Source organism: Desulfitobacterium sp. LBE (assembly GCF_007830365.1).
GTDB classification, from domain to species: domain Bacteria; phylum Bacillota; class Desulfitobacteriia; order Desulfitobacteriales; family Desulfitobacteriaceae; genus Desulfitobacterium; species Desulfitobacterium hafniense.
Genome location: NZ_VLKD01000001.1, coordinates 5,320,567 through 5,347,420, shown reverse-complemented (window position 1 = coordinate 5,347,420; position 26,854 = coordinate 5,320,567). Strand labels below are relative to the sequence as shown.

Sequence of the window (26,854 nt, the reverse complement as noted above, 5' to 3'; positions counted from 1 at the left end):
TTGTCATTATAACAAAAGAAGACCATGCTGGCAAAGGTGAATGTACTATCTATTCCCCTAAAATCCGCCTTTGGATAAAGTTAGTATAGACTTCTCCACGGCGGAAAAAGGCATTATCCAGTACTTTAAGATGGAAGGGAATGGTGGTGTGTACTCCTTCAATATAAAACTCTTCCAAAGCACGCTTCATTCTTTGGATCGCTTCTTCCCGGTCAGCACCCCAGACGATCAATTTGCCGATCATGGAATCATAATAGGGAGGGATGGTGTAGCCTTGATAAGCGGCACTGTCCACCCGAACCCCGGGACCGCCGGGCGGGTGATAGAACTCAATGGTTCCCGGAGAGGGCATAAAGTTCTTTTCCGAGTTCTCAGCATTGATGCGGCACTCCATAGCCCAGCCGCGAATTTGTACATCTTCCTGTTCAATCCCCAAAGGCTCTCCCGCAGCAACGCGAATCTGAGCCTTCAGCAGATCAATTCCTGTTACAAACTCTGTCACCGGGTGCTCCACCTGAATACGCGTATTCATCTCAATAAAATAGTAATGTCCATGCTTATCCAAAAGAAATTCGATGGTTCCGGCACTGGAATAATCAGCGGCCCTGGCAGCCTTTACTGCAGCTTCTCCCATAACTTTACGCAGTTCAGGGGTAAGGGCGCTGGAAGGAGCTTCCTCCAGCAATTTCTGATTTCTTCTTTGCAGGGAGCAGTCCCGCTCTCCGAGATGGATCACATTGCCGTGTTTATCCGCTAAAATTTGAAACTCGATATGACGAGGTTCCTCCACGTACTTCTCCAGATAAATCTCCGAATTGCCAAAAGCAGCCTGAGCCTCGCTTTGGGCAGCTTGAATAGATTTAGCCAGCTCTTTGGGGTTTTGGGCAATGCGCATCCCTTTACCCCCGCCTCCTGCTGAGGCTTTGATCATGACGGGGTAGCCAATCTCCTTGGCCAGAACTGAGGCGGATTCCACATCGGTGAGCACTTCTTTGGACCCGGGAACCACCGGAACTCCCGCCTCGATCATAGTCTTGCGCGCCGTGGCCTTATCCCCCATGGTTTCAATGGCTCGCGGCGAGGGACCGATAAAGGTTATACCACAGGACTCACAAATCTCGGCGAACCGTGCATTCTCCGATAAGAACCCATAACCGGGGTGAATAGCATCCACACCGGTTAACTCAGCAGCGCTGATGATATTGGGGATATTTAAATAACTCTTAGTCGAAGGATGGGGACCGATACAGACGGCCTGATCCGCTTCCCGGACATGCAGGGCATCCCGATCCGCCTCGGAAAAGACGGCCACGGTCTCAATGTCCATCTCCCGGCAGGCTCTGATGATCCGTAAGGCAATTTCTCCCCGATTGGCTATTAATACCTTTTTAAACATGCTGCCTATCTCCTCATTATTCAACTGCAAACAAAGGTTGACCGAACTCCACCGGCTGGCCGTTTTCAACCAAAATTTCCACGATGCGTCCACTGATTTCTGCTTCTATCTCATTCATGAGTTTCATCGCTTCAATGATGCATACCGTTTGGGACTCTTTCACCATCTGCCCCCGCTCCACAAAGGATGGAGCATCCGGTGCCGGTGAACGATAGAAGGTTCCCACCATAGGGGCCTTGATGTACTGCAGATTTTTCTTAGGAGCCTCAGCAGGGCTTTGCGGTTCCTGGACAGCTTTAACCGGTGCACTGACTGTCGCCGGTGCAGGCTGAACAGCAGCTTCAGCGGTTCCTCCCATGACAGGCAGCGCCATGGCTGGTACGGGCATGCTGCCCTTTTTAATGGAGACCTTTACTCCTTCACTTTCAAGGTTCAACTCGGTGATATCTGTGTCACCAATAAGTTTAATAAGCTCTTTAATTTCTTTTAAATCCATTTTGGAATCCTCCTTCGCAACTGGGACGGACGGGCTTTTCGCAGCGACCGTGATCCCCTTCTCTCTTTCAATAAAGAACTTTTTAGCCACCTGTGGAAACAGGGCATAACTCAAGACATCTTCACGGGATAAGGCAAACTCTTTGCTTTCCTGTTCCGCCTTTTTAAGACCAGGTTCTAATTTATCCGCAGGACGAATAGTGAGGACTTCCTCATCGCCGATGATCAGCTTCTGAATCTCGGGATCGACGGGTGCGGGCGGTTTGCCGTAAAGCCCACGGACATAGGCTTTCACCTCGGCAGGCACTAATTTATATCTTGCCCCGCTCAACACATTCAATACAGCTTGAGTCCCCACGATTTGGCTGGTTGGCGTTACCAAAGGTGGATAACCCAATTCTGCCCTAACACTGGGTATCTCGTCAAGCACTTCATTAATCCGATTCAGGGCTTTTTGTTCTTCCAGTTGGGATACGAGATTGGAGATCATTCCCCCAGGCACTTGATGTTCAAAAACCCGCATATCGGAAATACGGGTGATTCCCCGTTCAAAACCTCTGCTCTTGCGGAGTTCTTCAAAATAATTAGCGATGGAAAAGAGCTGGGGAATATTCATCTCCGGAGCGAATTCAAACTCCTGAAGTGCCCGTACCACAAGCTCTACCGGCGGCTGACTGGCACCGAAAGCCAAGGGAACACTGGCCGTGTCGATGACATCCACACCGGCTTCGGCAGCTTTCACATAGGCAATGGTTCCCATACCACCGATATAATGGGTATGCAGCTGGATCATGACTCCCAGTTCTTCTTTAAGCATTCTTACCAATTTATACCCGCGCTGCGGGGTTAAGAGACCCGCCATATCCTTAATGCAAATAGAGTCAGCGCCTAAAGCCACAAGTTCTTTAGCCGTTTCCACATAATGCTCCAAAGTATGCACAGGACTGATGGTATAGACCACAGAAGCTTGAACATGAGCTCCGGCCGCTTTAGCCGCTTCCATGGGAACGATCATATTGCGGACATCATTTAACGCATCAAAAATGCGGATAATATCAATTCCATTTTTTACACTAAGCTGGACAAATTCACGAACCACATCATCAGGATAATGCTGATAGCCCACTAAGGATTGACCTCTCAGCAACATCTGCAATGGGGTTTTCTTGACATGCTGTTTGATGGTTCTTAATCGTTCCCAGGGATCTTCCCCCAGAAAACGCAGACATACATCAAAGGTCGCTCCGCCCCAGACCTCAAGGGAATGGTATCCCACTTGATCCAATTCGGTCAGGATAGGGAGCATATCTTCCGTTCTCATCCGCGTAGCCCAAAGACTTTGATGAGCATCACGCAGTGTCGTATCCGTAATTTTCACCGGTTTCATCCAGTACAACCCCTCTCTAATACCCTATCACGCTCTCTGTCTAAAATTCCGTTTATGTTTTATTATATGAAACTGGTAAAATTTTTTCAACGAAACAGCGTCAAGTATACAATATCACGCCAAAGTATACAGTATAACCTTCGAGATCGGATCTATAAGTAAATCGAAAAGATTCTGCACACTTTATTTCAGAAAACTCTCATGTCAGTCATGCGCAGAATCTTTTTGCTGTTAATAACGATAGGCTATGCGGACTTGTTCTTTGGAGGTATTGGTAACACGAAACACAATATCTTGAATCACCTTGATCTCTGTCCCTTCCAGGTTGGGGGCATAGACGATGACTGCAACTTCATTATTCCCCAAATCAGCTATGGCATCCTTAATTCCACTGATTTTAAGGAGATTCTCTATTTCTTCTTCCTTTTGAATCTTATGACTCAACTGCAACCATTTTTCCTGGGCTTCTTCCCTTGTCTTTTCCACATTGGAATCTAAAAGGGGAGCCAGCATAGTTTTGACCTCTTGCCGGGAGGCTTCCCGCTGCAGCCGATAATTGACAAAATAGTCTCCTCCCTGGGGTAAGGGCTTGACCACCTCCGCAGAAAAATAAATACTCTGACCTTCCGGTTGTACCTGGACCGGCATACTTTCATGAGTAGGCTGACTAAGGGGCTCATCACCAAAAACCAGCTGCCAAAAGGCGTACAGCACCAGCAATGCGACAATAACAGAACCCACCAGCACCCATTTTTGCCCCTTCTTCAAATCCCCCCACCGCTTCAAAGTCATGACTTTCATAGTACCCCTCCCATGGGCTGAACATTGATCTTATCGGAAGAAATATCTAATAAGGTTCGTACGGCATTATGAATATTTTCCCGAACATTGGGGTCACTGGCCCCCTCGGCGATGATCAGAACCCCTGCCACATTAGGACGTTCTTCCATGACAATGACCGGTTGGCTGGCCCCGTTGGGCATCACCAGCTGATTGTTTTCGGTGACCTCAGTGGATTCCCGTGTTCCGCCGCTTTTATCGGACTCTTTGGTTGTTTTCTTGGTCACACTGCCGTTGGTGGCATAATCAGAGCGCAGGCTGGAGGATAAGGTTACGGATACCTGAACACTGCCAACCCCTGACATCTGCTGAAGATTCTGTACCAATTTCTTTTCCATTTCTTTTTCCAGAGTGCCGATTCGGGTGACCTCAACGGTATCCCGGTTCTCCACTGCCTGATTCATAGGCACCACAGGGGCGCTGCCCCCGCCTTTGCCATAGAGCAGCATACATACTGCAGCCACCACAAGCACTGCAGGGATTAAGATTTTAGGCTGGATATCTTTAAAAAGATTCATGAGCTGTTCCTCCCTTACTTTCCGGTTCACTGTTTTCATTTGCTGACACTGCCGTCAGCATCATGAAATCTACCCTTCCGTTATAATAATCTGCTCCCTGGGCATCTGCATAAAAAGAGCCACTTTATCCCTGATTTCCAGAGCTGTTGCCGACAATACCTGCTCCTGGGCCGGCTTGGGTTCGTTTAAGTCAATCACGATGTCTTCAATAGGCTGAACTCCCCGCTCCTCGGCATCCAAATGAATCATAATCTGGTCGATTCGGGGTATGTTCGTCAATCCGCTTGAGCCTTCCGCCAAGTCCACATTCACCTGAAGCTCTTTAATTCCTTCCATGCCAACAGTTAAGGCTTTAATCTGGCTGACAACGATTGCTTTATACTGCTCCTGGACTGCATTGGTGCTAATGGCTTCTCCCACTTCCCCCGGGGCAAGAACCGCCAAGTCCTGGGCAGAGCTTTCCGTCCAAGCCGGGATTGCACTCTCCACGGTCATTCCCAATAAGGTGGTAAGGGGAGTAAGGATGGCCGAGATGACGAACAACCCCATCACCAGTTTGACAAAGCCCTTCATGGACTTATTCGGGAGCAGCATCTCCAGAAAGCTGGCCAGAAGCAAGATAATGGCTAAATTGCGCACAAGGGTTTGTAAACTCTCCAAAACCTCACCTCCCTATCGCAGCATGACAGTTAAATTACCGGACCCCACCACCACGGCAATAGCCATAAAAAACATAATGGCTACAGAGGCTACCGAGGCAAAGATAAAAATCAAACTCTTGGACATTTCCTGAAGGGTGTCCGCTAACTCCTTTTGTCCCAGAGGCTCAATCAAAGCCGAAGAGATTTTGAAAACCAGAATCATGGCGACCAGCTTGACCACCGGACCTAAACAAATTAAGGCTAAAGCGATAATGGCCACAATCCCTAAAGCATTTTTTAATAAGAGTCCTGAAGTGACCACCAATTCCACCGCATCTTTAAAGAATTTACCCACCACAGGAATCAGGTCTGCGGAGTATTTTGCAGTACGCAGAACGACCCCATCAGCCACACCTCCAGTGACCCCTTGCACGGCCATGACCCCAATAAAAACGGTTAAAATGATACCCAAGCTCAATTTTCCGGTAAACTCCAGAAGTCCCGCCAGTCTGCTGAGCTTGAATTCACTGGAAATATGGTTAAACAGCTTGAGAACTGCTGCCAAAAAAAACAAGGGTAAGGCTACGGTTTTGATTAAGGTCGCCAAAAAGGTCAAACTCCCTAAGACGATGGGCTTAAATAAAGCCGCAGTGGTCAAATTCCCCATAGCCACCAGCATAGTCATCATGACCGGAAGCAGGGTCTGCATGAATCCCGTCATAGTTTGAATGGAATCAGAGGCTAGGTTCATGGCTATTTGGAAGGTGGCCAGGGCAATCCCCATCAGCACCAGATAGGCAAGGATCTGGGCCATTTTCCCTACCTCACCGCTGAATGCGGACTGAAGCTGCTGGAGAACGGCAGTCAATACGGCTAAAATCAAGAGCTTTCCGATTAAGGGAGCACTCTCGAGAATTTCTTTTCCCAATAAGGCGAGGAGTGTTTTACCGATCTCCACAGGGTGAAGATTGATATTGCCTTGACGAAGGTCATCAAAGAATTTTGCCAGAGAAAAATTAGGCAAAGACTCCTGAACATCCCGATCAATTTGCTCCAGGAACCCGCGGACTTCTGTCAGATCCACTTGAGCAGCTAGATCTGCGGTCGGCTCTGACATTTCCTCCGCTCCATAAACCAAGGAGGGAGTTGTCCCATTTCCTATGAAAAAAAAGAAAAGAAAGATAATTATCACTCGCTGCATTGTTTCACCTCACGGCACAAGTCGCATAACGGACTCCAGTATCGCTACGATAATAGGAATCGCCAGAACCAAAACCCCCACCTTGGCGGCGATCTCAATTTTAGTCGCGAGAGCTTTTTCTCCCGCATCCCTGCAGATATCAGCACCAAATTCAGCCAGGTAAGCGACTCCCACAATTTTCAAAACTATAATTAAATAGTAAGAGCTGATATTGGCCTGATCCGCAAGGTTCTGCAGTAAATCGATGATGATTTTGATTTTGTCCAGAATCAGGGTAAAGATAATAACTCCGGTCAGTATGGTCAGTTGAAGGGCAATTTCTTTGCGCACTTCTTTTAGAACCACCCCGATAATGGCAACCACTAAAGCAATTCCTACAATCTGCCATATTTCCACATTCAGACCTCCCTAATAGATCTGAAATACACTGCGTACAAGACTGAATAGGTCAGCCACAGCCTGAACGACAATATAAAGAACGACCACAACCCCTGCCAATACGGTAAGTTGAGCAATATCCTTGCGATTGGCCTGTTCCAGAACCATGACGAGAACTCCCACAAGGAGCCCGATTCCCGCTATTTTCATCACCATATAAAAATCCATAATCTCCACCTCATCTGCCTAAATTAAGAAGAGAACTACAGCGGCTCCCCCCAAAAACCCGAGATAGGACCACATCTTGGCTTGTTTCTCAGACCATTGGGCTGCATGTTCTTTGACAAGGGAAACTTGTTGTTTGACCAACTCGATTTGCTTATGCTGTTCTTGGCGATCAGAGCGTCCCAGACCTTTGCCTACGTCTTTTATCACCTGCCAATCCTCAGTTTTTAAGCAAAAATTCTTCTTTTGCTGTTCAATGGTCTCGTTCCAAGCACCATAGGCTCCTTCACCCTTATGCAACCGTTCTGACAATTCGGCAAAAAAGCCGGACCATGCTCCATCGGTTCTATCCCTTAGAATTGAAAAGGCTTCCGGCAGTGGAGTATTTCCCCAAAAAATCTCCGTGTCAAGAAGGGTCAGAGCCGTCAGGCACTCCCGCAATTCCACCGGTCTTTTACGGATGCGGGCAGCGCTATAGAGTCCCAGACTTCCGCATCCCATAATCATTAAGAGAGCACCTACCCAAATCAAAGAGCATCCCCCCTTACCATCTCTTTATGAACTCTATCCGTCGGAGCCAAAACGATAATCTCTTCAACAGTTCCGGGCCCCTGGCGGCGACTGAGCACCACCACCCGTTCAAAAACCCCGAATTCAAACAAAGCTTTTAAGGTGGGACGCCTCAATGCTTCGCTCATAGTGGCTGCGTGGGCGGTGCTGAGAATCTTCACCCCCGTCCTCAAGGCATCCAGGACGGCCTCCACATCTTCAGGATGTCCCAGCTCATCCACCGCCACCACCTGAGGAGCCATGGAGCGGATGAGCATATTGATCCCCATCCGTTTCGGACAACCATCCAGAATATCGGTACGGCACCCTAAGTTATAAGCAGGAACCCCCTGCCACATACCGGCCAATTCTCTCCGTTCATCCACCACCCCTACTGTTTGGCCCGGCAGGTTAAGTGCAGGGCTGCCATCGCTGAGCCTGCGGATTAAATCCCTCAGCAAGGTGGTCTTCCCTGCCCGCGGCGGTGAAAGGATTAAGGTATGATGCAGAGCCCCGTCTTTGGTCAAAAGCTTGGGTAAAATGAGCTCTGCTCTGCCTTCGACAGCTTTGGCCAGGCGGATATTTAAAGCTGAAATATGCTTCAGAGTCTGCACTTCCCCCTGTTTCATGATGGCTTCACCTGTAATTCCAACCCGGTGCCCCCCAGGCAAAGTGATAAACCCCTGCTTCATTTCCTCTTCGGCAGCATAGAGAGAACTTTGGGTCATCCGCTCCAAGGCCTGTAAAACATCTTCACGCTGAACCCGGTACCCCTTTTCCGCCGCAACAGTTCTACCCTGTTCATCAATAAACAGCTCTCGATGATGTCCCAGGATCAAAAGGGGCCGCTCAATGCGCAAGCGGATTTCTTCCATATCTTTGAGAGCTATATCCTGAATCTGCAGGAAAATGCCTGCCAGATTGCTGCCAAACCAACGTCCAAAATCCTCTGAGGGATTCTTCCCTGCCACTTTTTCCTGATTTATAGAAACAGCCAGGGGTTTGGTTTTGGGTTTAAGTTCGGGATTGGGGTTTATGGGATGTAAAGTATAGCGCAGCGACACGGCATTGTCCCCCTTTGTTAAAAAGGTATGTCTGTGCCTAAAGTTTTAGACATGCTTTTCTTGCTTCCCGCCAAAAAACTTGTCCATGGGAATCAAGGGGACAGGTCCCATTTTTCAGATTGCCAATCATGCCGCCGCTCAGGCGACACCAATGAAGGATGAAAAAAATTAAAAGAGACCCGACTGCCTATTCAGGCTTATCGAGTCTCTTCCTTATCACAACAACTGCTTAATTCTAATGAATAATCGTACCTGTCCCCTTGATTCCCCTTGATTCAAAACTGCAGCAACACCGGCAAAATCATAGGCCTTCTGCGGGTTTTATCCCAAAGGTACTGGCTTAGGGATTCATGGATGGACCCGCGGAGAACCCCCCATTCCCAGCGTTCTTTGTTGATCTGAGTTTCGATACTGGCTGCGACGACTTTCTTCGCCCCTTCCACCAGTTCCTCTGCTTCCTTCATAAAAGTAAAGCCCCGGGAGATAATATCCGGCCCCGACACTAAAGTGGTGGGAGATCCTTTGCTAAGTGCCGCTACCACCACCACTACCCCATCCTGGGATAACTGCTGGCGATCTCTCAGGACGATTTGCCCCACATCACCAATTCCCAATCCGTCCACAAAGACGCTGCCGGATTCTACCCGTTCAGCACATTCCATCTTATCCGTATCGAGAAGAACACGGGTGCCAATTTGAGTGATAGCAATTTTTTTATCATCATACCCCATAAGATTGCCGATCTTGCGGAAAGCCATTTGATGTCTTACTTCACCATGGTGAGGAATTAAAAATTTCGGCCGGGTTAAGCGGATGATGAGCTTAATCTCTTCTTGATTGGCATGGCCGGAAACATGAACCAGTCCCATATCCTTGGTAATGACATCGGCTCCAATCTGGAACAGATGATTAATCGTTCTCCCGATCAGTTTTTCATTGCCTGGAACAGGTGTGGCTGAGATAACGACAGTATCTCCTGCTGAAACATTCACTTGACGGTGACTTCCGGTAGCCATCCGTGTCAAAGCAGCCAAAGGCTCTCCCTGGCTGCCCGTGGTAAGGATAAGCAAACGGGAAGGGGATATATCATTCACCGAACTGGTCTCAATCAGCATATCCGGATCAGGAAGGTGCAGATAGCCTAATTCTCTGGCAGTAGCCACAACCGCTTCCATACTGCGGCCGACCACACATACCTTCCGTTTAAGAAGAGCCGCTGCCTCAAGTGCTTGTTGAATGCGGTGGACATTGGAAGCAAAGGTAGCCATGATTATTTTTCCCTCGGCCCTGGAGAAAGCATCCATCAGAGTTTTTCCCACCACCTTCTCTGATATGGTGGAGCCGCTGCGCTCTGCATTAGTCGAATCACAGAGCAAAGCCAACACCCCTTCCTGACCCCAGGCTGCCAATCTTCCCAAATCCATCTCCTGACCATCAATGGGGGTATAATCCACTTTAAAATCTCCGGTGTAGATCACCCGCCCCAGGGGAGTCAGAATTCCATAACCTACAGCATCCGGGATACTGTGAGTCACCCTAAATGCTTCAACCTGGAAGTCCTTTGCTTTAACAGGCTCCCCTGGATCAATGACTCTCAGCAAATCTTCCGGGTAACCGCCCCGTTCCCTCAGCTTAGCCCGTACCAAACCCATGGTTAATTTCGTGCCGTAAACAGGGACTTCTAATTTAGGCAGAAGGAAAGGCAGACCACCAATGTGATCTTCGTGGCCATGAGTAATGAAAATACCCTGAATTTTGTGCTTGCGTTTCTCCAGATAAATAATATCCGGTATGACAAGATCAATTCCTAACAGTTCATCATCTGGAAATTTGACACCGCCGTCAATAACAATAATGGAGTCCCCATATTCAAAAACCAAAAGATTTTTGCCGATTTCACCGGTTCCCCCTAAAGGAATAATGCTCAATTTCATACAATAAAAAACCCCCTCTGGTACACCTTTTCTAACAAAAGGTTTCCCTAAAGGAGGCATTATGATTCGGGAATATATGCAGATGTGCTATCTTTAAGCCCTTTGGACGTAGTTTCCTGTACGGGTATCGATGATTAATTTTTCCCCTTCGTTAACAAAGAAGGGAACTTGAACCACGGCGCCGGTCTCCAAGGTGGCCGGCTTAGAACCGCCTGTCGCTGTATCGCCGCGCACACCAGGTTCGGTATGGGCAACCTCAAGAATGACGGTGTTGGGAAGATCGACGCCAATGACGGTGCCGTTGAAGAAGAGGATACCCAAATTCATATTCTCTTTGAGATATTTAACTCCATCCCCGATTTGAGCCTCGGTCAAAGAGGTTTGCTCATAGGTCTCATTATCCATAGCCACAAAATGATCCCCATCTTTATAAAGATATTGCATTTCACGACGCTCCACATGAGCCTTAGGCACCTTTTCACCTGCATTAAACTTCCGCTCAATGATGCCGCCGGTTTTGACATTCTTTAATTTCGTTCTCACGAAAGCCGCGCCTTTACCGGGCTTAACGTGCTGAAACTCAATAATTGTATACACATCGTTATCCACTTCAATTGTTAAACCTGTCTTAAATTCATTGGATGAAATCATAATTATCCTCCTAAATATTCATTTTTATGCTGTTTAGCTTATCCCAATCGAACCAAATTTACCACTGAAAGAAAGTTTCCTATATCCACACAGAGGATAAGTCAGCTAAGCTTGTGAACAAGCAAGCTTCCTATATAATGAACTTTCTTCACTTCTGTGTCAAGGCCTCCAGGGCATAATCCAAAGCTAAGCTATAGCTTTTTCCACCTAAGCCGGAAATTTGCCCACAGCAGACAGGAGCAATGACTGAGGTTTTCCGGAATTCTTCCCGGGCATGGATATTGGATAAATGGACCTCAATAGTCGGCACCTGAACACTGGTTATGGCATCCCGGACAGCATAGCTGTAATGAGTCCATGCTCCAGGATTAATAATCAAAAAGTCATCCGGTCCCATACTGTGAATCCACTGAATTAACTCCCCTTCGAAATTGGTCTGCTCCACCTGTATAGGGATTCCTGCAGTATGAGCCTTATGTAGAAGTTCGTTGTTAATTTCGTCGAGAGTCTGAGTCCCATACTTGTCCGGTTCACGCCGTCCTAGCAAATTCAAATTAGGGCCATGAAGGACCCAAATCTTTCCCATCGTATCCACTTCCTTAACAGCACGTCATGCACCCCAAAATTTTATCATAATTTCGTTTTTTCCACCAGTGGTCACGACAAAAAAAACGTAGAGATTAGCCCTCTACGGTGGTCTTTCCCTACGATTGATATGAGATTTTATTCCTAAGAGAAAAGGATATATTGGGAGAATTAAGCTGGTAGTCCGAACAGCTAAAAAACAGGCCGATCCTGGCGCACGTCGGAGTACAGCTCCCTGACTTGAGAAAGCTCCGGTGCATTATTCTGCTGAGCATTCCCCTGATTGCCCTGGGTTGTACCACCATTCTGGGCTTCAATACGAGGCCGATCGCTCATCAAGCGGGGAGAATGAATGATATTAACATTGCTTAGCATAATCTGTACTTCGCAGGGACCATAAATACCGCAAGGCTGAATCTTTCGTATTTCGGTTCTCGGTACTGTGAGATGAACTTCATGAGGAACTCTACTTTCTCCTATTCGTTTGATTCTGAACTTTACCCCTTCGACTTCCATCTCCACCTCGTCAAGATGATCCCCCGAATACTCTACCCCCTGCTGTGGTGTAATGACGGCATAATGCTCATTCCCCCCAGGATTCACCGTTCTGGGAAGGTAAACCTTTTGACCGATCTGCAGATAATCCGGGTTCAAGCCCGGATTCGCCAGGCTCCACTCCTCACAGGTTCCTCCCCATCTTTGGGCGAGCTGGTAAAAGGTATCTCCCGGTTGAATAACATAGTCTTCCACAGGGTCCACCCCCTCTTACCCATCTTATGGTCAGGAGAGATTGTCAGGTTCAAAGAAAAATATCTTCAGCAGAATTTTCCCTCCATCCTCTGCCAGGACCGCTTCCTCCACATGAACTCCGCCTTGGGGCATGGTCTCAATACGTGTTAATCCCCTCTCGATTCCCGACCACGCCCCTTGTACCTCTAAACGAGTTAATGCGAAATGGAGAAAAGAAGGATTAGCCTCCCCCTCAAAAATCCCTTCAAGATGATATGAAGAAACAGCTAAATTTTCTTCCTTAAACGTCTTAATGCATTTATCCATGACCAGAAGCACATCATCCATCAGCCAGGGGTCTGAAGCCGTCTCCTTTGCCGGGCTCTGCCGGATAAGTCCTTCCCGATGTTTTATCTCTTGGCGAAGGGCATCAACCTCTTGTTGGCGAAGGACCAATGTCCCCCCGATTAAGCCGAGCAAAATCACCAGAGTTATCAGGGCACTATGGCCAAGCTTGGGAAACTGTCTTCTCATGCTTTCTTTTGCTTTAATCATCTTCTTCAGCCTTCAAAACGAATTGAATCGGCATTCCCTCCCTAAATGAATCCTCTAATGAATCCCCTGCCGTTTGATATTTGGCCAATTGGACCTTCCCCCACCCTAATTCTTTAAGTTGCTGAAACATTCTTTGAACCTCCAGTGATTCCGTAGCAAAGCCCTGGATTAACAAAGTCCGGCCTTTAATCTCAATCCGTTCGAGGTGAATCCCCTCAGGTGCATAGGCTGTTAATTCCCTTATCTCCTGCCCAACCGCAGTAGGGTTCCCGATAATCCCCTCCCATGTTTGCTTTAGGGCTATTTCCTTCTCCCTCTCCCAAGTTTGGTTGGCGGTTATTTCACTTAGTCGTTGAGCCTCAACCCGCAAGGTATCAATGGTCTGTTGGGTGGATACAAGCATCCTCAAACCATATATATTTACAAGCAATATAAGTCCTGCGATTCCCCACGTAATGCGTTGCTTCTTTTTCTTCAGATTCTCTGTTCTCCAAAAATTATTCAGCACTGATTTATCGTCTTCAAGGGCCAGCCCCAATACGGTAAGGTATTTTTCCGGGGCATAAGCTGCCAAAGCATTTAAAGGCTGCGAACCCCAAAAGGCATAAAAGGCCTCATCCACTCCTTGTAAGACCGGAACTTTTCCTCGTACACCCTTAATGTATTCTCCTATTCTTTTCCCTGTTTTTTCAGCCACCCTGTCCTGACTCCACAGGATTCTCATAAGCTCTGCTTGGTCATGGGGTGAAGAAAGATAGAGCAGCATCCGATGAATCTCATGCTTCCATTCTTCCTCACCGAAATATTGAAGGGTGGCGGGAAAGCTGCGAATTATCTTAGGTATCCCTCCCTTATAGAAAATATATTGAATCTGCCCTTCATCTTCCCGAAGAAACAGAGTATTTCCCTCGGGACCAAAGCCCAATACCCTCCCCCAAGCCAGTTGGGAAAAACATACCTTGTTAATTTCAAAGCCTGCTTTCCGGAAACAAAAAATGACTGGAGATAAAACTGAATTCCTTATCCCGGATAAAATCACCCTCAATCTCCGCGACGGCCCTTTTTCCTCTTCAAGAAAGTAATCATAAACCAATTCTTCTTCAGGAATAGGAATCTCTTCTTCCGCCAAATAGCGAAGGAGCCCAGTACGGTTCCTTTTTTTTACCCAGGGCAGATGATACTCGCGAATAAATTGGTTCTGGAGAGGTAATCCGATATCAATCTTGGGGTTACGAGGCAATTGGAAATCTATCTTGTATTGCTCAAGGTATCCCTTCAAAATCGACAGGAAGGTATCCAGGTGAAGAACTTTACCCTGCTTTATCAACCCTTTAGGAAGAGGGGTAATCTCAAACTGAGCAGGTGCCAAAGACCCCTTATCCTTCCCTTTTTGGGTATACCAAAGCCAACGCAGTTCATGATCGGTTAGTTCAACACAAACTCGACCTTGCTCGGTAGGCATCACGCATCAAATCCTTCCAATGATCCATATCAAAACAGAGAGTAATAAAAAGAAAGGATAGTTTGTCCCCAAAAGAACACAATCCAACCTCCCAGTACCAGATAAGGCCCAAAGGGAATCTGTTCCCTGAAACTTCTTTTTTTAAAGGACAACATGATAAGTCCGCCTATGGATCCTGTGAAACTGGCGATGAAAACAGCTATTAAAGCTTCCGGAAATCCTAAAAATGCGCTCAATCCGGCAATAAGCTTTATATCCCCTAAGCCCATCCCTTCAGGATAGAGCCGAGTGATCATCCAAAACACTCCTCCTACCCCCAGTGCCGTAGCCAGGCTTTCCCAACCCGATGGGCCCTGGGGCAGCAAAAAACCTGCCACAATACCGACACCCAGTAAAGGAAGAGTGAAAACATCCGGCAGGCGGTAGGTATCCCAATCAATAACAGCGAGAACTAAAAGCACAGATATAAAATAAAAGTTTATCCCCAACTCAAGAAATGAGCGGCTGTGATTCACCCAGGCAGCATAAAAATACAGAGATCCATTGAGCCCCTCAATTAAGGGGTAACGCCATGAAATCTTCTCCCGGCATTGAGCGCACCGTCCCCTCAAAATGAGGAAACTTAGAACCGGAACCAGTTCCCAGGGGCGAAGATTATAACCACATGCAGGGCAGTGGGAACCAGGGAAAATTATAGATTTTCCCTGGGGAACACGATAAATCACCACATTTAAAAAACTGCCGATGATCACCCCCAATATTCCGGATAATACACTGAGTTCAATTCCCACTCTTTTCGTCCTTTCTCATAGTAATGCTGATTTTTTAGCCATCCGGCTTAATTAGCAGAGCTCCAAAGTATATTGGTTAAGTTTACATCATAGACTCGTACTTCCGCAGCCGAGCCATCAGCAGTGAGGTAGAGCATAATAAGGTGGGTTTGGGCATTCTCAGGTATGGACCCATTGGTGGCCAATGTTCCTATACCAAAACCTTTTTTGCCTTCAGCCGCTTCCTGTTGTGTGGTATCCACACTCAATTTAGCGATATATTTTGGGATAAGTACAGGCGCAGAAATGTTTCCTTCATTTCCGGTTACTTCAGTGGATTTGGGATACCTACCATTCTCCACTTGATAACGATCTAAAGCGGACTTCACTTGATGGCCTGTAGCAATATCTGAGTTTTTCCGTGCCGCTTCCGAACTTGCACTTACCTTAGGAATGATAATTGCTGACAACATAGCTATGATAAAGACTACCATTAGAACTTCGACTAGGGTAAAGCCCCTCTGCGCGTTATCGCTGTTTCCCTGCCCAAAGTGCATTATATCCTACTCTCCTTTTATCAAAACTCTTTCTTATTGAAGGTATGTTCCTATATCAAAGATGGGTAGCAGGACACCGATTGCCACCAAGCCGATGATTCCTGCTAAAACTATGACGAGCAGCGGACCCACCAGGTGGGGCACTTGAGTCATCTGTTCCTCAAGCTCCATCCGAAACAGGCGGCTCAAGTGATACAGCATGGTACTCAGCTGGCCCGATTCCTCTCCTACTTCAAGCATCTGCGCCGCATCCCCAGGAAAATCGGACCTGCCGGCCAGAACAGCCGTCAACCGTTTCCCCGCCCGAACCGCTTCCTCAAGGTCACAGACCACCCTTTTCATGGAGAAAGTCAGCACCGCTCCGTAAGTCAACCTCAAGGCTTCCAGAAGAGGAATTCCTGCGTCCAGCAATGTCCCCAATATCTGAGAAAATTGCAGATAATCATAAAGCTGATAGACCCTGCCCAAAAAAGGCACCTTACTCAGCCCACCCCGCAGCCTTTCTCTCCAATCATCCAGGTGGCGCAGGCGGAGAAGGAGAACAGAACTCATTCCCACACTAAATACCCCTAGGACCAGAAAAGGTAATCCATGAGAAACCCGGAATATGACTTGAGTCAGAACCGGAAGCTCAGCATCCATGCTGAGAAAAATCTGTTCATATACAGGTAAAACAAGAAAGCTTAAAGCATAAATCAGCCCTATGGTCAGCACAAGCAAGAATACCGGATAAGTTAAGGTACCTTTAAGTTTACGGCGATAAGTATGCTCCTCAAAAAGATCTCTGGAAAGATGATCGAGAATCTCCGGCAATCTGCCCGCACGTTCTCCGGCTTGGGCCATAGCTCGGATATAGGGGGTAGGAGGCGGCACCAAGAAGTTAAGAGCTTCCGATAATTCTGCACCCGCTTCTAATTGTTCCTTCACCTGTCCCCAGGCTAAGCGTGTTATGCGTCCCTTACTCTGCTTTTCCAAAATATCAATGGCCAGGAGCAATGGCAGACCAGCCCCTAAAAGAAGGGATAAGCGCTGCGTAATGCCTGCCCAAATCCTCAGCCGATCGCTTTTCTTACTCAAAAGTTCAAAATAGGAGAGCAGATTGAAAAGTCTGTGGTGGCGGGGACTAATAGCCAAAGGGTAATATCCTTTGAGAAATAATCGATGTCTTACCTCTCCTTCCTGCCGAACTTCCCAAATCCCCTCAAGGTGATTTCCCTCCTGATCCAAAGCTCTCCACGCAAAGCTGCAACTCCTCATAAATCCCCCTTCTTAGTGGCCCATATTTTGTATCATTTCTTGCGCGACTGCATTGGAGATGCGTCCAGCCCGGACATGTTCCTGAATAGCTTTCTCCATACTTTGCATCCCAAGTTTACCGCCGGTTTGCATTGTGTTAGCAATTTGATGGGTCTTTCCTTCTCTGATGAGATTTCTTACTGCCGGTGTGACAACAAGAATTTCCTGGGCTGCAACTCTTCCCTGTTGATCCTTACGAGGAAGCAGCTGTTGGGCGATAACTCCTTGAAGAACCGCTGCCAACTGGACCCGCATTTGCTGCTGCTGAAAAGGCGGAAACACGTCGATCATTCTGTCCACTGCCTGAGTAGCATCATTGGTATGGAGGGTACTAAATACCAGATGCCCTGTCTCTGCAGCCGTCACCGCCGTACTTATGGTCTCAAGATCCCGCATTTCACCGACGAGGATTACATCCGGATCCTGCCGCAATGCTGCTCGCAAAGCATTGGCAAAGGATTGGGTGTCACTTCCCACTTCCCGCTGATTAACTAAGCTTAGGCGATGTTTATGCATATACTCGATGGGATCTTCAACGGTAACGATATGCTCCGACCTGGTCCTATTGATGTAATCAATCATTGAGGCTAAGGTGGTAGACTTCCCGCTTCCCGTAGGACCCGTCACAAGAACCAGCCCTTTGCGTAAATTGGCAAACTCGATGCAGACAGGGGGAAGACCAAGCTGCTCCGGTGTCGAGATATTAAAGGGAATAAGACGAATGGCGATTCCCGCAGCTCCTCGTTGGCGAAAAGCATTGACACGGAAACGACCTACATCGGGAATGCTGTGGGAAAAATCTATTTCTCCAGACTCTTTAAACTTGCTACTCTGAGCACTGTCCATTAAAGTTCTCGCCATTTCATCCAGCACATTGGGAGTTAATATCTCTTCTTCAGCCCTTACCAAAGAACCATCAATACGGAAAACTGGAGGACTGTCCACTGTAAGATGAATATCCGAGGCACGTCGCTGAGCTGCTTCTTTTAATAGTTGCTCTATAGTCATGATTATTTTCACACTCCTATCGCATTATACCGCTAGTTGAATACCAGATTTCCTCCAGGCTTGTTAAACCTTGGCGCACTTTGTTATAGCCGTCCCGGCGCAGGGGAATCATCCCTTTGGCTATAGCCTTTTCTTCGATCGCTCCTGAACTTTGACCTTCCAATACTAAATCCTTAATATCCTGATGGTAAAGTAGTAACTCGTGAATACCGATACGTCCGGAATAACCGGTTCCCCGACATTTAGGGCAACCTTTTGCCCTAAAAACCTGCCGGACGCTCTCCGGCAAATCCATGGCGTCCTTTTCAAGGGGATCCAGGTGCCAAGGCTCTTTACACTGTTCACAGAGACGGCGGACTAAGCGTTGGGACAGAACACCTCTTAAAACGGCCGCCACCAAATAGGGTTCTATCCCCATATCCAAAAGACGGGTAAAAGCTTCCGCCGCTGTGTTGGTATGTAAGGTGGACAAGACCAAATGACCCGTCAAGGCTGCAGCGATGGCAATGCGGGCTGTCTCTTCATCCCGTATTTCCCCAATCATAATCACATCGGGATCCTGCCGCAATATGGAACGCAATCCTTGAGCAAAGGTCAGGCCGATCTTGGGCTGGACCTGTACGGATACGACTCCGGGCAACTGATATTCCACCGGATCTTCGATAGAAACCAGATTAAGCTGCTCAGAAACGAGTTCTCTCAGTAAGGCATAGAGGGTGGTTGTTTTTCCGCTGCCAGTGGGCCCTACGACGAGGATAATCCCATGAGGCTCCTTGATTAAGCGTTGAATACTTTGCTCAACCCCCCTGCTCATGCCCAAAGATTGCAAGGATCGTTGGGCTGTATCCTGATCCAGAATACGTATCACGATTTTTTCCCCATGGACCGTTGGGAGACTGGATATTCGTAGGTCGATGGTCTTTCCGCCGACAAAAAAACTGCTTCTTCCGTCTTGGGGCAACCTTCGTTCTGCCACATCCATACCGGACATAATTTTAATCCTAGCCAGCACATTTCGTGCCACCCCTAAAGGAAAGGAGCGTTTAGTCTCTAGCCTCCCATCAATCCGGTAACGCACCCGCATTACCGTCTCACCCGGCTCCCAGTGGATATCACTGGCTCCAAGCATGATAGCATCCCGAAGGAGAAAATCCACCAATTGAATCGTTGGGGCGTCATTTCCTTCCTCAGAGTCAAGAGTATTAATCCGCCCTATCCCTTTACACTCTTGTTCATCCTGCCCGCTGAGCTCAGCAATACTTTTCTCCACAGTAAGATATTTTTTGATGGCCGTCACCACCTGGGCCTCATCAGCAAGCAGTGGCTCGACCTCAAAACCTGTTAATATTCGAATATTCTCCACATAATGATGGTTTCCTGGGTCAAACATAGCGACCTGCAAAATTCTATCCTTAAGCCCTACCGGAATAGCACCATAACGACAGGCAGCCTGCTCACTTAATAAGGATGCTACCTTAGGGTCAATATCGACCTGAGTCAAATCCACTTTAGTCACACCCAGATATCCACCCAGCTCAAGTAGCAATTGCTCCAAAGTAAGTGCCTTGTGCCGAACAAGAATTTCTCCCAAGCGGGCACCTGTTTCCTTTTGTTCCCCTAAAGCCCTGGATAACTGACCCAAGTCGATTTTTTGCCGACTTAGCAAATATTGACCGAATCCTTCCTCATGGGAGATCTGTTGTTTCCATTTGTCCCGAAAGCCCTCATAATCTCCAGTCTTCTTGCGACGATTCGTCCAAAGAGGTATCTTATTCATGCTCATGAATCTCCTGATACTTCATAATCAGCCACTGCTCATCGATCTTTGCCAGTTCCGCCTTAAGTATCCGTTGAGAACGGCCATATTGAGCCAAAGAAGTTACAGTATAGTTTTTTTCCCCGGCCAGGACATTGACTTTTACTGTACCTTCCCCGATGCCAATGGTTCCTCCCATAAAGGCCGGATCTTTTTCCAACATCACCTTAGCCCATTCAATGCCGCCTTCAGCCCCGTAGATTGCCTGGCGTGAGTTTACTTCCCGCCGGACAATTTTATTTTCCGAATGGACTTTCACATACATTTCCAGGCCATACGCCGAAAATGTGGCAAGGAGAATAAGGATTAGGAGGGTAATATACCCTGATTCACCCCGCCCCTTGCCCTGATCCTGCCTTGCCAATGAACTCTTTGCTTCCCTATCTGTCCTTGAAAGGTTATCGTCCACAGCCCTGACACTCCTTGAGTGCAATTCCAGTCCACAATCCCGCTGACTATCGGATTATGGGCACCTTTATGATAACGGTACAAATCTTTAACCCCGTCATAATCTTTATCATCCAGATAATATTGGTCACTATAGTTCTCTCCACTGGGGGTTACTGTCAAGGTCCATTTTCCCCGGTTGGTCCACTGAACTGACTCAGCTTCACGGATAGCATCACTCACCCATCTCCCGGCAGTAACCACCGCATAATGGGCTTCCATTTTATCTTTAAGGGTTTGGCTGATATTCCACTCTCCATAAAAAAATCTCAAGGCAACACCTAAGAGTATACCGGTTATTAAAAGGGCAAATAAAACTTCTATCAAGGTGAAGCCTCTATCCTGGTCTACCCTGCCTGAACGCTCTTTTTGATTCCGCCAAATAGTTTGCATACCGCTGCCCTCTCCCTAATTGAGGCTATTGGATTTATTGCAAGGCATAAAGGCTTTCCAAGGTATAGCGTTGAACACTCCCTTGTTCCAGCCAGGAAACTTCCACCTTAACTCTTAATAATTCATCAGGGATATCCCAATCAGAATAAACCCTCCAGCGGAAAAATCCCTCCGACCCTTCCACTTCTCCGCCGGGGATACAGCTGCCTCTCCGGATGTTATCCCGCCAGGACTCCGCTCCTAAGGTTTCCATGATATTTTGGGCATGATTGGCCGCCTCGGTGAGACGAAGCGCCTGGTCAGCTTCACTTAAAGCCTTCTCGCTTAAACCATACAAAGCAGCAAAACCTACCGTAAAAAGAAAGAGGGCCAGAATCACATCCAAAAGCACAAAACCCTTTTCATTATAGTCATTCATGGGACAACTTTGCCTCCCTCATCCAGTTCATAACGTTCTTCATTATCAGTAGGTTTGGTAAAACGCTGTCTGAGATAAGGTCCCCGCCAACCTTCTATTCCCGGGGGTGGTGCATATAAATCTGCTATTCCCTCAGGTAACTTTCCGGTATCCAGTTTGTATAGTTCCACTGCCCCCTCGATCAGCACTCGATTAGCTAAATCCGCTTGAGTAGAAGTGTTATTCTTAGCAGTGCCCCATCCTGGTGCTGCAATGCTGATGATAGCCATCATCAAACAAAGAACCAAAAGAACTTCCAGCAGTGTAAAACCTTTCTCTTTACATCGATTCCCCATAAAAATTATCTCATTCTCCTAAACTCAATGGTAAAATACGCCTATTCTGGATGTATCTATAATATTCTATCAATTCCATGAAGAATTCCTTCTTTAGAACTGTCTTTAGACAATCTTTATTTGATTTAGAGAAAATTTGTCTTATTCAAATCTTTTTTTACTTATTTTAGGATCATTCGACTTTAAGTCTCGCCAAAGCCCTTAAGTCGAAGAGATATAAAAAACCACGACTCATAGCCGTGGTTTTCCCTTAATTTGAAGTTAAATTTCTCACTCAATAACCTTATCCCAAGCTCTTAGAATTTCCTCATCGTTGGCGTCACGAATCACGATCCCCTGTCCTATCCCTTTAGGCAGGACCAAAACTTTCTGCCCTTTGTAATTCTTTTTATCTGCCCCCATAAGATCGGTTAACACTCGGGGATTCTTAGCTCTGACAGTTACCGGCAAACCGAAAGCTTTGAGAAGCTTAATCAAGCGTTCCACTTCTCCACTGTTCATCAGTCCCCGTTCTTGGGCCAGATGGGCAGCTGCTACCATGCCGATGCTGACACCCTGTCCATGGGTAATCCCTTGGTAGGCCACCTCAGCCTCAAGAGCATGACCAAAGCTATGCCCGTAATTAAGAAACATCCTCTTGCCCTGTTCCGTCTCGTCCTCAGAGACCAGTCTGACTTTAACCGCCGAGGAGCGGGAAGTCAACTCCTTGTATAGCTCAGGCTTCCGCGCCATGATTTCTTCCTGGTGTTTTTCGATAAAAGAGAGAAGCTCTTCATCGGCAATGACAGCATGCTTGATAGTCTCTGCCAGACCATTAAGCATTTCTTCCCAGGGGAGGGTCTCTAATGTACTAAAATCTGTCCATACAGCCAGAGGTGGGTAAAAATCTCCCAGCAGGTTCTTGCCTGCAGCATGATTTACCGCAACTTTACCGCCGATGCTGCTATCCACCATCGCCAGAAGGGTGGTGGGAATTTGGACATAACGCATTCCCCGCATAAAGACACTGGCGAAGAAGCCGGCTAAATCTCCAATAACCCCTCCCCCCAAAGCCAAGACCATGGTCTTGCGATCCGCGCCGCAGGCAATGGCTTCACTGGTTAAATCGCTGAGGCGGTCCAGGGATTTCTCATCCTCACCCTGAGGTACAATCAGGGTATTGACCATAAAGGAGCTTAGCCCTTTTTGCAAAGTATCCAGATAGTAATCGCCGACATTAGGGTGAGTAATCACCAGAAGATGTTCCCCAGCTCCGATGCGGGTGGTCAGATAGTCACCCAGCTCCTCCAGCCTGGCTCCCAGGAAAACAGGGTAGGGCTTCACGGAGGCAACATCAATCCTCTGTCCTTGCATCCATAGAACCTCCTTCATATAGGCTGAATATCTCTTCAACCACTTGTTCAATTCCCTTATGAGTCGTATCGATAGTCCAATTCGCCTGGTTATAGATAGGTTGTCTCTTGGCCCACAGCTCTTCAACCACTTGGCGATCTCCTCTCAAAAGAGGACGGTCATTGCGATAGCCAATTCGTTTGTAAATCTCATCAAGGGGCGCATATAAGCCGATAATAACACCGCTTTGTGCCAAATCCCGCCAATTCTCAGGATTCAGCACAGTTCCTCCCCCTGTAGCAATAACATACCCTTTATGTTCAGCCAGACGTTTTACCAAAAGCCGTTCCTCCGAACGAAAACGGGTCTCGCCATGGCGGCGAAAAATTTCCGATACAGTCATTTCCGTTAGTCTTTCGATCTCCAGATCCGTATCAATAAACTCCCGTCCCAGGAGCTTGGCCAAACGCCTGCCCACAGTGCTTTTGCCGGTACCCATAAAGCCTACAAGCACAATATTATCATTATGAGCAGCGCCAGAGAGTCCCTCCCCCTCCTCCAAGGCATCATTTTTAGAGGGATCTCCATTAAAAGATGTGATTTCATGCTCAAAAAAATTATTCATACTATTGCTCACTCACAAATCGTTTATAATCCTGCCAGGCTTTATCCAACTCATCCCATGTATCGGCAGGAAACTTTTCCAGAATGGCCTGAAGGATTTCCCAAGCCGCCACATGCTTAAGGACCACCAGAGCGGCGGGAACCGCACACACATCGCTGCGCTCTACACTGGCCTCCATAACTTCTTTCGTTTCCAGATTAACCGTTGACAAAGGACTGTATAAGGTAGGGATGGGCTTCATGACCGCTTCGATTATCACCGGTTCCCCATTGGTCATTCCACCTTCAATTCCGCCGGCATTATTGCTATAACGATAATAACCCCGCCCGCTGTCATAACCGATGGGATCATGGACTTCGGACCCAAAGTGCTGGCCTGCCGCAAAACCCATACCAAAGGCTACTCCCTTGATGGCCTGAACAGATAAAACGGCCTGAGCCAACCGGCCATCCAATTTTCTATCCCACTGGACATAGGAGCCAAGACCCGGCAGCAGGTTCTGCACTTGGATCTGCAGCACTCCCCCTAAAGATTCCCCTTTGCTCCGGGCCTCTTGCAGCTGAGTGTATAAGGCTTCTTCACCCTGGGGGTCTCCTACCTTCCATTCTGAGGCCTGGACCCGCTGCCAATACTCAGGAGTATCCTCGCTGTTCATGTGGACTTTCCCTACGGATAGAACCTGTCCTCTTATCTCCACCCCTAAGGCTTCCAGAATCTGCACGGCAATATTCCCGATAGCTACCCGCATAGCTGTCTCCCGGGCACTGGCTCGCTCCAGAACATTGCGCACTTCGGTCCTGTATTTCAAATGCCCTGTCAAATCTGCATGACCCGGTCGCGGTGTTATGACCTTGCGGCTTTCCAAATCCGCTTCATCACCCCAGGCCATAATTTTCTCCCAATTGGCCCAGTCCCGGTTGATAATCTCTAAGGCTATAGGAGCACCTGTGGTTAATCCCCCCCGGACTCCGGAAAGAATCGTGACCTGATCCTTTTCAATTTTCATTCGTCCCCCGCGGCCAGGGCCCTTTTGCCGCTCTTGCAGTGCTTGATCGATGGTTTCTTTATCTATCTTAGCCCCCGAGGGAACCCCTTCAAGGATGCCTACAAGCTTTGGTCCGTGAGATTCACCTGCCGTTAAATAACGCATGCCTTGCCTCCTTACTTAATTTCTTCCCGAACTCTGCCTGTAATCAAGGCAGTAATGACATTTCTGGTATGTTTTCCATTGGTTAAGGAAATACTGCCGGTCTTGATTGGCCCTCCCAGAAAGATGGGTGAACCTTCCGCAGAAAAGCGTATATTGCTCGGTTGATTGGCGAAGCTTATTTTTTCCGGAAGGGTGATGGTTTTCTCCAACGTCCCTTCTCTGAAAATACGATAAGTATTATTGCTTGGATAAAGGCGGATTTCATACCAGGTATTTTCGGCCATCGCCTTGGCCCTGGCATCCCGTAGTTCCTGAATGAGCTGGGTACTGGCTAAAGACAAATTGCGGTTGTCCATCTGCAGCGGAAGTTTTACTAAAAGCACAAAACCCACCCCTGCCAGGAGGGTTAGGACCAGAAGCACCTCAAGGAGAGTAAAGCCCCTTGTCTTGTCCGATTGACCGGCTTTAAGCTGCCTCTTTCTCCTCATTCATAGCCACTCCCTCGTCCGGGTCGCGTAGCTTTACGCACAACGCGAAGATACTGCTTACGGGTCTTTTCAATGTAGCCATCAAACTGCCAAAGCCTGATACAAAGCCTTCCTCATGGATTCTAAAGGCGCCTTATCTTCCAGCCAGAATTCCCAGGCATTGACCCCTTGATAAAGAAGCATATCGATTCCGTTGACAGTCTTGCAGCCCATGGCTTTAGCCGAATGTAAGAAAGGTGTCTCCCAAGGATTAAAGATGATGTCCACTACCAGAGTGCCTGGCCGTATTCCTACAAGAGAAAAAGGGTATTCTTCCTTTTTTAATCCTATGCTGGTTGTTTGGATCACGCAATCCGCCTGTGCCAGCCACTCTCCTCTTCCCCATGGCTCTTGGCGCGCCTGTCCGCCGCCCTCCAGTATTTTTTCCACCAGCTCCGCTCCCCGCTCAGGAGTACGGTTCATGAGGCAAAGCTGGGCTCCAAAAGGCGCCAGGGCCATAGCAATCCCCTTGGCGGCACCTCCGGCTCCTAAAATAACAATTTGTTTGCACTCATCTAACTCCATATGTTCCTGCAGGGAACGAACGAAGCCGGAACCGTCGGTGTTATGGCCGATCAGCCGACCCTTGTCCACTTTTACGGTGTTCACAGCGCCTGCTCTGACCGCCTCCTCTGTCAGTTCATCCAGAAAAGGAAGAATAGTTTCCTTATGGGGAACGGTTACATTCCAGCCGCTGAAGCCCAGCGCCTTAAGACCAAATACAGCCTCTTGCAAATCCTCAGGGCTCACCTGGAATTTTTGATAATCTGCAGCTAAGTCTAAAGCCTTATATCCGGCATTATGCATCACCGGAGATAAGGAATGAGCAATCGGGTCGCCAATCACTGCAAAATGCTTTACCAAGCCTACACCCCCAAAGCTTTTGGATAGCACAACGGAATGGTTTTCCCATTCCGTTATCGTCATCATACAGTTCCACGTTTAGCGTACCTTTGTACCATGGGGCTCCGACGTTTCATAACGCTTCATCAACCAGACCAATACTCGCTCCATTCTGCGCAGGAGCCGTGTACCAATAAATTCCCGATCATTGATGGGAAGAACTAAAATCGTATACATTTCCATACGATTCCCACCAAGGATATCCGTAAACAGTTGATCCCCGATGACAGCGGTATCGGAAATCCCGGTACCCAAAACATTCATTCCTGCTTGAAAAGCCCTACGACGTGGTTTCGTTGCCCGAAAAACAAAAGGTATTCCTAAACGCTCTGCTACAACGGCCACCCGTTGCTTGCGCTTATTATTGGATACGACACATGCTTGAATCCCTGCCACTTTAAGTTTCTCAAACCATTCCACAACCTTCGGTCCAACTTCCAAGTCATTCCAGGGCGTCATCGTGTTGTCAAGATCTATAATAAGCCCGCGAATACCATTCCTTTTCAAAACATCCATGGGTATACTATCCAATGAATCTGCCTGAAAAGTCGGCTTGAAGAGATCAAACATAGTGTCCTCCCCACATGGCATTTTTTACTTATTATATCCCAGAGTTCTACTCTGGGCAAGTTAAATGGAAGAGGGCTTTAGAAATAACCTCTGGTGA

The 26,854-nt window shown here is 47.6% G+C and carries 31 protein-coding genes; all 31 read right to left on the bottom strand.

Features of this window, described 5'->3' with window-relative positions; all coding sequences use genetic code 11:
• Positions 1-49 precede the first annotated feature (49 nt).
• Entirely contained in the window at positions 50-1,396 is a 1,347-nt protein-coding gene (gene accC / locus DESLBE_RS25365; RefSeq protein WP_144678507.1) for an acetyl-CoA carboxylase biotin carboxylase subunit, read from the bottom strand.
• A 16-nt stretch (positions 1,397-1,412) separates the two neighbouring features.
• Positions 1,413-3,278 carry an acetyl-CoA carboxylase biotin carboxyl carrier protein gene (gene accB, locus DESLBE_RS25360; protein WP_144678506.1) on the bottom strand — a complete coding sequence of 622 codons (1,866 nt, stop codon included), beginning with the start codon at positions 3,276-3,278 and terminating at the stop codon, positions 1,413-1,415.
• A 231-nt stretch (positions 3,279-3,509) separates the two neighbouring features.
• A complete protein-coding gene (locus DESLBE_RS25355; protein WP_144678505.1) occupies positions 3,510-4,079 on the bottom strand; it encodes a SpoIIIAH-like family protein in 570 nt (189 codons plus the stop codon).
• Positions 4,076-4,636 (bottom strand): stage III sporulation protein AH, encoded by a 561-nt coding sequence (locus tag DESLBE_RS25350; RefSeq protein ID WP_144678504.1) that lies wholly within the window; start codon positions 4,634-4,636, stop codon positions 4,076-4,078. The genes DESLBE_RS25355 and DESLBE_RS25350 overlap by 4 nt, the downstream gene beginning before the upstream one ends.
• Positions 4,637-4,705: 69 nt before the next feature.
• Positions 4,706-5,296 (bottom strand): stage III sporulation protein AF, encoded by a 591-nt coding sequence (gene spoIIIAF, locus DESLBE_RS25345; RefSeq protein WP_144678503.1) that lies wholly within the window; start codon positions 5,294-5,296, stop codon positions 4,706-4,708.
• Positions 5,297-5,308: 12 nt separating this feature from the next.
• Positions 5,309-6,478, bottom strand: coding sequence for a stage III sporulation protein AE (gene spoIIIAE, locus DESLBE_RS25340; protein ID WP_005810913.1), 1,170 nt, complete (start codon positions 6,476-6,478; stop codon positions 5,309-5,311).
• Positions 6,479-6,487: 9 nt separating this feature from the next.
• On the bottom strand, positions 6,488-6,874 hold the full coding sequence (gene spoIIIAD, locus DESLBE_RS25335) for a stage III sporulation protein AD (protein WP_005810912.1): 387 nt from the start codon (positions 6,872-6,874) through the stop codon (positions 6,488-6,490).
• Positions 6,875-6,886: 12 nt separating this feature from the next.
• On the bottom strand, positions 6,887-7,084 hold the full coding sequence (spoIIIAC, locus tag DESLBE_RS25330; protein WP_005810911.1) for a stage III sporulation protein AC: 198 nt from the start codon (positions 7,082-7,084) through the stop codon (positions 6,887-6,889).
• Positions 7,085-7,102: 18 nt separating this feature from the next.
• Complete coding sequence (locus DESLBE_RS25325) at positions 7,103-7,612, bottom strand: stage III sporulation protein AB (protein WP_011460278.1); 510 nt, start codon at positions 7,610-7,612, stop codon at positions 7,103-7,105.
• Entirely contained in the window at positions 7,609-8,694 is a 1,086-nt protein-coding gene (gene spoIIIAA / locus DESLBE_RS25320) for a stage III sporulation protein AA (RefSeq protein ID WP_144678502.1), read from the bottom strand. The genes DESLBE_RS25325 and spoIIIAA overlap by 4 nt, the downstream gene beginning before the upstream one ends.
• Positions 8,695-8,969: 275 nt before the next feature.
• Positions 8,970-10,628: a ribonuclease J gene (locus DESLBE_RS25315; RefSeq protein WP_018306754.1), complete on the bottom strand. Its 1,659-nt coding sequence runs from the start codon at positions 10,626-10,628 to the stop codon at positions 8,970-8,972.
• 93 nt (positions 10,629-10,721) lie between these two features.
• Complete coding sequence (efp, locus tag DESLBE_RS25310) at positions 10,722-11,279, bottom strand: elongation factor P (protein ID WP_015944633.1); 558 nt, start codon at positions 11,277-11,279, stop codon at positions 10,722-10,724.
• Between the two features lie 148 nt (positions 11,280-11,427).
• Positions 11,428-11,865 carry a type II 3-dehydroquinate dehydratase gene (gene aroQ, locus DESLBE_RS25305; protein WP_011460281.1) on the bottom strand — a complete coding sequence of 146 codons (438 nt, stop codon included), beginning with the start codon at positions 11,863-11,865 and terminating at the stop codon, positions 11,428-11,430.
• A 191-nt stretch (positions 11,866-12,056) separates the two neighbouring features.
• Positions 12,057-12,623 carry a LysM domain-containing protein gene (locus DESLBE_RS25300; protein WP_172625498.1) on the bottom strand — a complete coding sequence of 189 codons (567 nt, stop codon included), beginning with the start codon at positions 12,621-12,623 and terminating at the stop codon, positions 12,057-12,059.
• Positions 12,624-12,644: 21 nt separating this feature from the next.
• Entirely contained in the window at positions 12,645-13,148 is a 504-nt protein-coding gene (locus tag DESLBE_RS25295) for a hypothetical protein (RefSeq protein ID WP_144678500.1), read from the bottom strand.
• Positions 13,141-14,613: a PilN domain-containing protein gene (locus DESLBE_RS25290; RefSeq protein ID WP_144678499.1), complete on the bottom strand. Its 1,473-nt coding sequence runs from the start codon at positions 14,611-14,613 to the stop codon at positions 13,141-13,143. The genes DESLBE_RS25295 and DESLBE_RS25290 overlap by 8 nt, the downstream gene beginning before the upstream one ends.
• Positions 14,614-14,639: 26 nt before the next feature.
• Positions 14,640-15,401: an A24 family peptidase gene (locus tag DESLBE_RS25285; protein ID WP_144678498.1), complete on the bottom strand. Its 762-nt coding sequence runs from the start codon at positions 15,399-15,401 to the stop codon at positions 14,640-14,642.
• 47 nt (positions 15,402-15,448) lie between these two features.
• Entirely contained in the window at positions 15,449-15,937 is a 489-nt protein-coding gene (locus tag DESLBE_RS25280; protein WP_144678497.1) for a prepilin-type N-terminal cleavage/methylation domain-containing protein, read from the bottom strand.
• 33 nt (positions 15,938-15,970) lie between these two features.
• Complete coding sequence (locus tag DESLBE_RS25275; protein WP_144678496.1) at positions 15,971-17,194, bottom strand: type II secretion system F family protein; 1,224 nt, start codon at positions 17,192-17,194, stop codon at positions 15,971-15,973.
• Positions 17,195-17,206: 12 nt separating this feature from the next.
• Entirely contained in the window at positions 17,207-18,244 is a 1,038-nt protein-coding gene (locus tag DESLBE_RS25270; RefSeq protein WP_144678722.1) for a type IV pilus twitching motility protein PilT, read from the bottom strand.
• 13 nt (positions 18,245-18,257) lie between these two features.
• Positions 18,258-20,018, bottom strand: a complete 1,761-nt coding sequence (locus tag DESLBE_RS25265) for a GspE/PulE family protein (RefSeq protein WP_011460289.1) — start codon at positions 20,016-20,018, stop codon at positions 18,258-18,260.
• Positions 20,011-20,322: a hypothetical protein gene (locus tag DESLBE_RS25260; RefSeq protein WP_144678721.1), complete on the bottom strand. Its 312-nt coding sequence runs from the start codon at positions 20,320-20,322 to the stop codon at positions 20,011-20,013. The genes DESLBE_RS25265 and DESLBE_RS25260 overlap by 8 nt, the downstream gene beginning before the upstream one ends.
• Before the next feature lie 41 nt (positions 20,323-20,363).
• Positions 20,364-20,897, bottom strand: a complete 534-nt coding sequence (locus DESLBE_RS25255) for a type II secretion system protein (RefSeq protein ID WP_144678495.1) — start codon at positions 20,895-20,897, stop codon at positions 20,364-20,366.
• Between the two features lie 34 nt (positions 20,898-20,931).
• Complete coding sequence (locus DESLBE_RS25250; protein ID WP_015944644.1) at positions 20,932-21,315, bottom strand: hypothetical protein; 384 nt, start codon at positions 21,313-21,315, stop codon at positions 20,932-20,934.
• Positions 21,312-21,650 (bottom strand): type II secretion system protein GspG, encoded by a 339-nt coding sequence (locus tag DESLBE_RS25245; RefSeq protein WP_144678494.1) that lies wholly within the window; start codon positions 21,648-21,650, stop codon positions 21,312-21,314. The genes DESLBE_RS25250 and DESLBE_RS25245 overlap by 4 nt, the downstream gene beginning before the upstream one ends.
• Positions 21,651-21,920: 270 nt before the next feature.
• Positions 21,921-23,003 (bottom strand): 3-dehydroquinate synthase, encoded by a 1,083-nt coding sequence (gene aroB, locus DESLBE_RS25240; protein WP_144678493.1) that lies wholly within the window; start codon positions 23,001-23,003, stop codon positions 21,921-21,923.
• Positions 22,984-23,607: a shikimate kinase gene (locus DESLBE_RS25235; RefSeq protein WP_005810888.1), complete on the bottom strand. Its 624-nt coding sequence runs from the start codon at positions 23,605-23,607 to the stop codon at positions 22,984-22,986. The genes aroB and DESLBE_RS25235 overlap by 20 nt, the downstream gene beginning before the upstream one ends.
• Position 23,608: 1 nt before the next feature.
• Positions 23,609-24,757, bottom strand: coding sequence for a chorismate synthase (gene aroC, locus DESLBE_RS25230; protein WP_005810887.1), 1,149 nt, complete (start codon positions 24,755-24,757; stop codon positions 23,609-23,611).
• Between the two features lie 11 nt (positions 24,758-24,768).
• Positions 24,769-25,245, bottom strand: a complete 477-nt coding sequence (locus tag DESLBE_RS25225; RefSeq protein ID WP_144678492.1) for a prepilin-type N-terminal cleavage/methylation domain-containing protein — start codon at positions 25,243-25,245, stop codon at positions 24,769-24,771.
• A gap of 81 nt (positions 25,246-25,326) precedes the next feature.
• Positions 25,327-26,214, bottom strand: coding sequence for a shikimate dehydrogenase (gene aroE, locus DESLBE_RS25220; protein ID WP_172625497.1), 888 nt, complete (start codon positions 26,212-26,214; stop codon positions 25,327-25,329).
• Positions 26,215-26,226: 12 nt separating this feature from the next.
• Entirely contained in the window at positions 26,227-26,757 is a 531-nt protein-coding gene (locus DESLBE_RS25215) for a YqeG family HAD IIIA-type phosphatase (RefSeq protein WP_011460298.1), read from the bottom strand.
• Between the last annotated feature and the right edge of the window lie 97 nt (positions 26,758-26,854).

Coding starts and splice junctions, on each gene's coding strand:
- spoIIIAE (WP_005810913.1), bottom strand. CDS start 6,478: ATGCAGCGAGTGATAATTATCTTTCTTTTCTTTTTTTTCATAGGAAAT.
- DESLBE_RS25215 (WP_011460298.1), bottom strand. CDS start 26,757: ATGTTTGATCTCTTCAAGCCGACTTTTCAGGCAGATTCATTGGATAGT.
- aroQ (WP_011460281.1), bottom strand. CDS start 11,865: ATGGGAAAGATTTGGGTCCTTCATGGCCCTAATTTGAATTTGCTAGGA.
- aroE (WP_172625497.1), bottom strand. CDS start 26,214: ATGATGACGATAACGGAATGGGAAAACCATTCCGTTGTGCTATCCAAA.
- aroC (WP_005810887.1), bottom strand. CDS start 24,757: ATGCGTTATTTAACGGCAGGTGAATCTCACGGACCAAAGCTTGTAGGC.
- DESLBE_RS25265 (WP_011460289.1), bottom strand. CDS start 20,018: ATGAATAAGATACCTCTTTGGACGAATCGTCGCAAGAAGACTGGAGAT.
- DESLBE_RS25355 (WP_144678505.1), bottom strand. CDS start 4,079: ATGAAAGTCATGACTTTGAAGCGGTGGGGGGATTTGAAGAAGGGGCAA.
- DESLBE_RS25350 (WP_144678504.1), bottom strand. CDS start 4,636: ATGAATCTTTTTAAAGATATCCAGCCTAAAATCTTAATCCCTGCAGTG.
- DESLBE_RS25255 (WP_144678495.1), bottom strand. CDS start 20,897: ATGCAAACTATTTGGCGGAATCAAAAAGAGCGTTCAGGCAGGGTAGAC.
- spoIIIAC (WP_005810911.1), bottom strand. CDS start 7,084: ATGGATTTTTATATGGTGATGAAAATAGCGGGAATCGGGCTCCTTGTG.
- DESLBE_RS25315 (WP_018306754.1), bottom strand. CDS start 10,628: ATGAAATTGAGCATTATTCCTTTAGGGGGAACCGGTGAAATCGGCAAA.
- DESLBE_RS25295 (WP_144678500.1), bottom strand. CDS start 13,148: ATGATTAAAGCAAAAGAAAGCATGAGAAGACAGTTTCCCAAGCTTGGC.
- DESLBE_RS25275 (WP_144678496.1), bottom strand. CDS start 17,194: ATGAGGAGTTGCAGCTTTGCGTGGAGAGCTTTGGATCAGGAGGGAAAT.
- aroB (WP_144678493.1), bottom strand. CDS start 23,003: ATGCAAGGACAGAGGATTGATGTTGCCTCCGTGAAGCCCTACCCTGTT.
- DESLBE_RS25245 (WP_144678494.1), bottom strand. CDS start 21,650: ATGGGGAATCGATGTAAAGAGAAAGGTTTTACACTGCTGGAAGTTCTT.
- DESLBE_RS25225 (WP_144678492.1), bottom strand. CDS start 25,245: ATGAGGAGAAAGAGGCAGCTTAAAGCCGGTCAATCGGACAAGACAAGG.
- DESLBE_RS25250 (WP_015944644.1), bottom strand. CDS start 21,315: ATGAATGACTATAATGAAAAGGGTTTTGTGCTTTTGGATGTGATTCTG.
- accB (WP_144678506.1), bottom strand. CDS start 3,278: ATGAAACCGGTGAAAATTACGGATACGACACTGCGTGATGCTCATCAA.
- accC (WP_144678507.1), bottom strand. CDS start 1,396: ATGTTTAAAAAGGTATTAATAGCCAATCGGGGAGAAATTGCCTTACGG.
- efp (WP_015944633.1), bottom strand. CDS start 11,279: ATGATTTCATCCAATGAATTTAAGACAGGTTTAACAATTGAAGTGGAT.
- DESLBE_RS25235 (WP_005810888.1), bottom strand. CDS start 23,607: ATGAATAATTTTTTTGAGCATGAAATCACATCTTTTAATGGAGATCCC.
- DESLBE_RS25260 (WP_144678721.1), bottom strand. CDS start 20,322: ATGTATGTGAAAGTCCATTCGGAAAATAAAATTGTCCGGCGGGAAGTA.
- DESLBE_RS25280 (WP_144678497.1), bottom strand. CDS start 15,937: ATGCACTTTGGGCAGGGAAACAGCGATAACGCGCAGAGGGGCTTTACC.